Below are 5,573 nucleotides of genomic sequence, written 5' to 3' on the forward strand. Positions count from 1 at the left end.
CGGCGGATCCACTCGTCGCTGGTGTCGACCGTGGTGGCGAGGTCGGCGTTGGTGAGGACGTGCTCGGGTTGGTGGTGTCCCATCCCGGTGATGCGTGACCCGGTCATCGCGCTCCTTTAGCGTCCGAACGTTCGGTCGCCAAATGCTACAGTGTTGGCTTGTGAGTCCGCGACGGTCAGTTGCCGAGGCCCGCCAGACGAGGGCCGACATCCTGGCGCGAGGCGTGCGCCTGGCGTCGAAGGAGGGCTTGGAGGGCCTGACGATCGGCCGCCTGGCGACCGAGCTGGACATGAGCAAGTCAGGCGTATTGGGTCACTTCGGCTCCAAGGAGGAGCTGCAGCTGGCGGTGGTCGACGCGGCAGCGGAGATCTTCACCCGAGAAGTCGCCGACAAGGCCAGGGGATTCCCCCCGGGCCTGCCCACACTGCTGGCGATGTGCAAGGCGTGGGTGTCCTACCTGGAACGCCGCGTCCTCCCCGGCGGCTGCTTCTTCACCGCGGCGGCCGCCGAGTTCGACGACCGCCCGGGCCGCGTCCGCAACGCGGTCGCCGGCCTCGCCACGGTGTGGAACCGCGACCTCTACCGCCAGACCCGCACTGCCATGACCGACGGCGACCTCCCCGCGGACACGGACCCGGACCAGCTGATCTTCGAGATCAACGGCGTGATGCTGTCACTGAACAACGCACTACAACTGCACCGCGACAACACCGCGCCCGGCCGCGCCCGCCGCGCGCTGGGACGACTGCTCGGCTACCCGATCACCGCGCTGACGCTGGTCCTGGCACTGCGCACCGCCTGACCGGCGCCCTGCGGGTGGCTGGTGGCGGCCTCCGGCCCGGTTCCAGCCTCTCACGGGCCGGCGACATTTTCGGTACCACCCGACAGCGCGAGAAGCCCCGCACTCGTCCGCCGGAAACCGCAGCGGTCGAGGTAGAACGGCCGGAGGTGGTCCTCGAAGTCCACGTGCAGCCATTCGCACCCCAGATCCCGAGCGTGCTCCGCCGCCACGGCGACCAGCTCGCTCCCGACGCCCCGCCGCCGCGCGGTCGTGGCCACCACTGTGTCCACGATGAACGCGTGCGCCCCACCGTCCCAGGCCACGTTCACGAAGCCGACGAGCGTATCGCCCTCCCGGGCACAGACCCACCCCAGGCTGTGGCCGTTCACTCGCGCCCACCAGCCCTCGCCCGACGCCCCGAACCCCTCGGCATGCAGCGCGTTGACCTCGACATCGTCGAAGCGGCCGCGCCACCGGTAGCTGATCACACCCAACAGTACGAACCACCGCCGTCACAGGCCGCGTCCGGTCACCGAGCCGGAGGTCGAACCTGGCCACCCGGTACCGTGCGCCCCGTGTCTCGTCTTCTCGTCGCCGTCCTCGCGGGCGCCCTGCTGCTGGTCGCGGGCTGCGGGCCGGAGCAGAGCGGCCCGGACCTCTCCGGGTTCGCGGCCGTGCACCCACCAGCGGCCGTCAGCCCGGTAGGGCCGCCAGCAACCGGTCGATAGGCGCCCCCAGGTCCCACTTCTCCTGCAGCTCCCGCACCCGGTCCAGGTCCCGCGGCGCGGTGGGCACCCGGTCGTCCCGGTCCTGCACGACCTCCGCGTCCAGCGCGACCCGCACGACCAGGGGTGCCGCCGCCACGTAGGACGCCGCGTCGGTCAGGGCTGTTCGGACTCGCAGTGGCACGTCGCTCGGTGAGGTGTCCGCGGCGGCCAGCAACGCGTCCAGCGAGCCGTACTTCGTGATCAGCTTGGCCGCCGTCTTCTCGCCGATGCCGGTCACGCCGGGCAGACCGTCGGACGGGTCGCCACGCAGCAGCGCCATGTCCGCGTACGCCAGGCCCGCGTTCTCCGGTGGCAGCCCGTACCGGTCGGCCAGCTCGCGCGGCCCGAGCACCTCCGCCCTGGCCCACCCGCGGCCCACGTACACGACACTCGCGGGCGTGGGCTCCATACGGACGACCTGGAACAGGTCCCGGTCACCTGTGACGACCTCGACCGGGTCGGTCTTCTCGCGGTGGGTGAGCGTGCCGATCACGTCGTCGGCCTCGTAGCCGTCCGCCTCGGCGACCGCGAACCCGAACGCGTCCAGCACGTCCAGGATGATCGGCACCTGGGGCGTCAGCGTGTCCGGCACCTCCTCGACGTTGTTCACCGGATCCGCGACCCGGTGCGCCTTGTACGACGGCAGCGCCTCGACCCGGAAGTCCGGTCGCCAGTCCGCGTCCATGCACGCCACCAGCCGCGTCGGCCGCCGCTCGGTCAGGATCCGGGCGATCGTGTCCGCGAACCCGCGCACCGCGTTCACCACCGTGCCGTCCGGCGCGGTCAGGGAGTCCGGCAGCGCGTAGTACGACCGGAAGTACAGGCTCGCCGAGTCCAGCAGCACGAGGGTCACGTGGGTCAGCCTGCCATGCCGGCGCCATAGGCCAGAATCAACAGGGTGCGTGTCGCGATGCTCGGCCCCCTGTCCGTCCGGGCCGAAGACGGGTCGCCGGTCGAGGTCACCGGCGCACGGCTGCGCACCCTGCTGATCCTCCTCGCGCTCGACCCCGGCCGCGTGGTCACCACGAGCCGGCTCGTCGACGGGGTCTGGGGCGACGCGCCACCCGCCGAGGCCGCCAACGCCCTGCAGGCGCTCGTCTCCCGCCTGCGTCGCACCGGCCTCACGGTCGAGTCCCGGCCCACCGGCTACCGCCTCGCGCTCGACCCCGACGACGTCGACGTCCACCGCTTCGAACGGCTCGCCGCGCGTGGCCGCGCCACGCTCGCCACCGACCCGGCCACCACCAGCACGATCCTCCGCGAGGCGCTCGCCCTCTGGCGCGGGCCCGCGCTCGCCGACGCCGCGGTCGCCGCGTTCGCCCAGGCACCCATCGCGCGGCTGACCGAGCTGCGCCTCGCCGCCACCGGCGACCGGATCGAGGCCGAGCTCGCTCACAACGCCGACCTCGTCCCCGAGCTGGAGTCGCTGGTCGCCGAGCACCCGCTGCACGAGCGGTTCGCCGGCCTGCTCATGCGTGCCCTCGCCCACGCCGGCCGCACCGCGGACGCGCTCGCCCAATACAGCCGTATCAGGAACGCCCTCGCCGACGAGCTGGGTGCCGACCCGTCCGCCGAGCTCGCCGCCCTGCACGTCGACCTCCTGCGCGGCGACCTGCGCGGCGACCTCCGTGGCGACCTCCGTGGCGACCTCCGTGGCGACCGGGAGACCCCGCCGAACCGGGCGCGCACCAACCTGCGCAGCGGCCTCACCAGCTTCGTCGGCCGCGACGCCGACCTCGCGCGGGTCACCGCGATGGTCGGCGAGTCCCGCCTGGTCACCCTCACCGGTCCCGGCGGCTCCGGCAAGACCCGGCTCGCCACCGAGGCCGGCCGCGCGCTCCTCGACCGCCGGCCGGACGGCGTGTGGCTGGTCGAGCTGGCACCCGTCGGCGACGGCGCCGACCTGGCGCAGGTCGTGTTCACCGCGCTGGGCCTGCGTGCCCCGAGGCTCGTGTCCGGTCCACACACCATCGGCGAGGCCGCCGAGGCGCCGATCGACCGGCTCGCCGCCGCGCTGGCCCACCGCGCCTCGCTGCTGGTCCTCGACAACTGCGAGCACGTCGTCACCGCCGCGGCCGCGCTCGCCGACCGGCTGCTCGGCGACTGCCCCCGCCTGCGGATCCTCGCCACCAGCCGCGAGCCGCTCGGCATCACCGGTGAGACGCTGTGGCCCGTCGACCCGCTCGCGCTGCCACCCGCGGACGCCGACCCCGCGACCGCCTCGGCGTTCCCGGCCGTCGCGCTGCTGGCCGACCGGGCCCGCGCGGTGCGGCCCGGCTTCACCGTGGACGAGACCACCGTCCCCGCGATGGTGCACATCTGCCGTGCCCTCGACGGCATGCCGCTCGCCATCGAGCTGGCCGCGGCCCGCCTGCGGGCCATGTCGCTCGGCCAGGTCGCCGCCCGCCTCGACGACCGGTTCCGGCTGCTCACCGGTGGCAGCCGGCTGGCCCTGCCCCGGCACCAGACGCTGCGCGCGGTCGTCGACTGGAGCTGGGACCTGCTCGACGACGACGAACGCACCCTGCTGCGCCGCCTCGCGGTCTTCGCCGCGGGGGCGACGCTGGAGGCCGTCGAGCAGGTGTGCGCTGGCCCGGACCTGGCCGCGGACCGCGTGTTCGACCTGCTCACCTCGCTCGTTGACAAGTCACTCGTATTGCTCGTGGGGGACCGGTACCGGTTGCTGGAGACGATCAAGGCGTACGGCCGGGAACGGCTCACGGAGGCGGCGGAGGCCGACCGGGTCCGGGACGCGTTCGTCGACTGGTTCACCCGCTTCGCCGCCACCGCCGAGCCCCACCTGCGCCGGGCGGAGCAGATCGAGTGGCTCGCGGTGCTGGAGGCCGACCACGACAACCTGCACGCCGCGGTCCGTGCCGCCATCGCGTCCGGCGACGCGGCCGCGGCGTGCCGGCTGGTCGCGAACGCGGGCTGGTACTGGTGGCTGCACGGGCACAAGGCGGAGGGCGCGGACCTGTCGGCCGAGGCCGTCGAGCTGCCGGGCGAGGCGCCGCCCAGCGACCGCGCCCTCGCGCTGGCGCTGGCGGCGATGCTCGCCATCGACGGGGTCTACGACCAGCAGCGGGCCATCAGGTGGTTCGGCAGGGCCGTCGAGATCGCGCGCACCGAGGACGTGCGTGACCACCCGGTCCTGCGGTTGGTCCTGCCGTTGAACGAGGTGATGCACACCTACGGCAGGCCGACCGAGAGCCTGCGGATGTACGTCTCGGACGTCCTGTTCACCGACGACGACCCGTGGGTGCTCGGCGCCGCGCGGGTGATGCGTGCCCACGGGTCGCTCAACGCGGGACTGATGCACGAGGAGGCCGAGAAGGACCTCCGCGTCGCGCTCGCGGCGTTCCGGACGGCCGGCGAGCGGTGGGGCATGTCGTTCGCCCTCTCCTCACTCGCGCAGCTGCTGGCCTGGCGCGGTGAGTTCGCCACGGCGGCGGAGCACTACGCGGAGGCGAGCCGGCTGTTCGCCGAGATCGTCAGGAACGAGGACCTGGTGCGCTACCGGCTCCAGCTCGCCGGGCTGCACCTGCTGCTCGGCGAGTGGGACCGGGTCGAGGCCGAGCTGGAGCTGGCCGAGCGCGACGCGGAGCTGTCCGGCGGGCCGGACAGCCACGCCGCCGTCGCCCACGCCCGCGGTGACTTCGCGCGCGTGGCCGGTGACCACGCGGCGGCCGCGCGGCTGCTGAACAGGGCGTCCGCGGTGGCGAGGACCGTGTACCGCACGCGGAACCGGACCGTCGCGCCGCAGTTCTGCGCGGGGATCGAGAGCTCGTGCGGGTACCTCGCCACCGCGACCGGCGACCTGGCGGAAGCCGTGGCACGCCACCGCGACGCGCTGGAGCTGGCGCTGGAGAGCAACGACGCGCCGATCGTGGCCCATGTGCTGGTGGGCATCGCCGACCTGGCCCGCCATCGCGGCGAGCCCTACCTCGCCGCGCGGCTGCTCGGGGCGGGCGAGGGCCTGCGCGGCGCGAAGGACCTCTCGGTGCTCGACTACGCGCGGGTCGACC

The 5,573-nt window shown here is 73.7% G+C and carries 5 protein-coding genes; 3 read left to right on the forward strand and 2 right to left on the reverse strand.

Going from position 1 to position 5,573, the window contains the following annotated elements:
- Window positions 1-160: 160 nt before the first annotated feature.
- Window positions 161-802: a TetR/AcrR family transcriptional regulator gene (locus tag ACJ73U_RS36035; RefSeq protein ID WP_407782237.1), complete on the forward strand. Its 642-nt coding sequence runs from the start codon at window positions 161-163 to the stop codon at window positions 800-802.
- Between the two features lie 50 nt (window positions 803-852).
- Here ACJ73U_RS36035 and ACJ73U_RS36040 read toward each other — a convergent pair whose 3' ends face one another.
- The gene (locus ACJ73U_RS36040; RefSeq protein WP_407782238.1) at window positions 853-1,269 is read right to left on the reverse strand and encodes a GNAT family N-acetyltransferase; all 417 of its coding nucleotides are present in this window, start codon (window positions 1,267-1,269) and stop codon (window positions 853-855) included.
- An 87-nt stretch (window positions 1,270-1,356) separates the two neighbouring features.
- On the opposite strand from ACJ73U_RS36040, the gene ACJ73U_RS36045 reads away from it, so the two are divergent.
- The gene (locus ACJ73U_RS36045; protein WP_407782239.1) at window positions 1,357-1,509 is read left to right on the forward strand and encodes a hypothetical protein; all 153 of its coding nucleotides are present in this window, start codon (window positions 1,357-1,359) and stop codon (window positions 1,507-1,509) included.
- Here ACJ73U_RS36045 and ACJ73U_RS36050 read toward each other — a convergent pair.
- The gene (locus ACJ73U_RS36050) at window positions 1,475-2,401 is read right to left on the reverse strand and encodes a 5'-3' exonuclease H3TH domain-containing protein (RefSeq protein WP_407782240.1); all 927 of its coding nucleotides are present in this window, start codon (window positions 2,399-2,401) and stop codon (window positions 1,475-1,477) included. The two genes, ACJ73U_RS36045 and ACJ73U_RS36050, sit on opposite strands and share 35 nt — an antisense overlap.
- A 45-nt stretch (window positions 2,402-2,446) precedes the next feature.
- On the opposite strand from ACJ73U_RS36050, the gene ACJ73U_RS36055 reads away from it, so the two are divergent.
- Window positions 2,447-5,573: BTAD domain-containing putative transcriptional regulator (locus ACJ73U_RS36055; protein ID WP_407782241.1), on the forward strand; the 3,127-nt coding region annotated here is incomplete at its 3' end.

This window comes from Actinophytocola sp., assembly GCF_045807065.1.
Classification (GTDB): Bacteria; Actinomycetota; Actinomycetes; order Mycobacteriales; family Pseudonocardiaceae; genus Actinophytocola.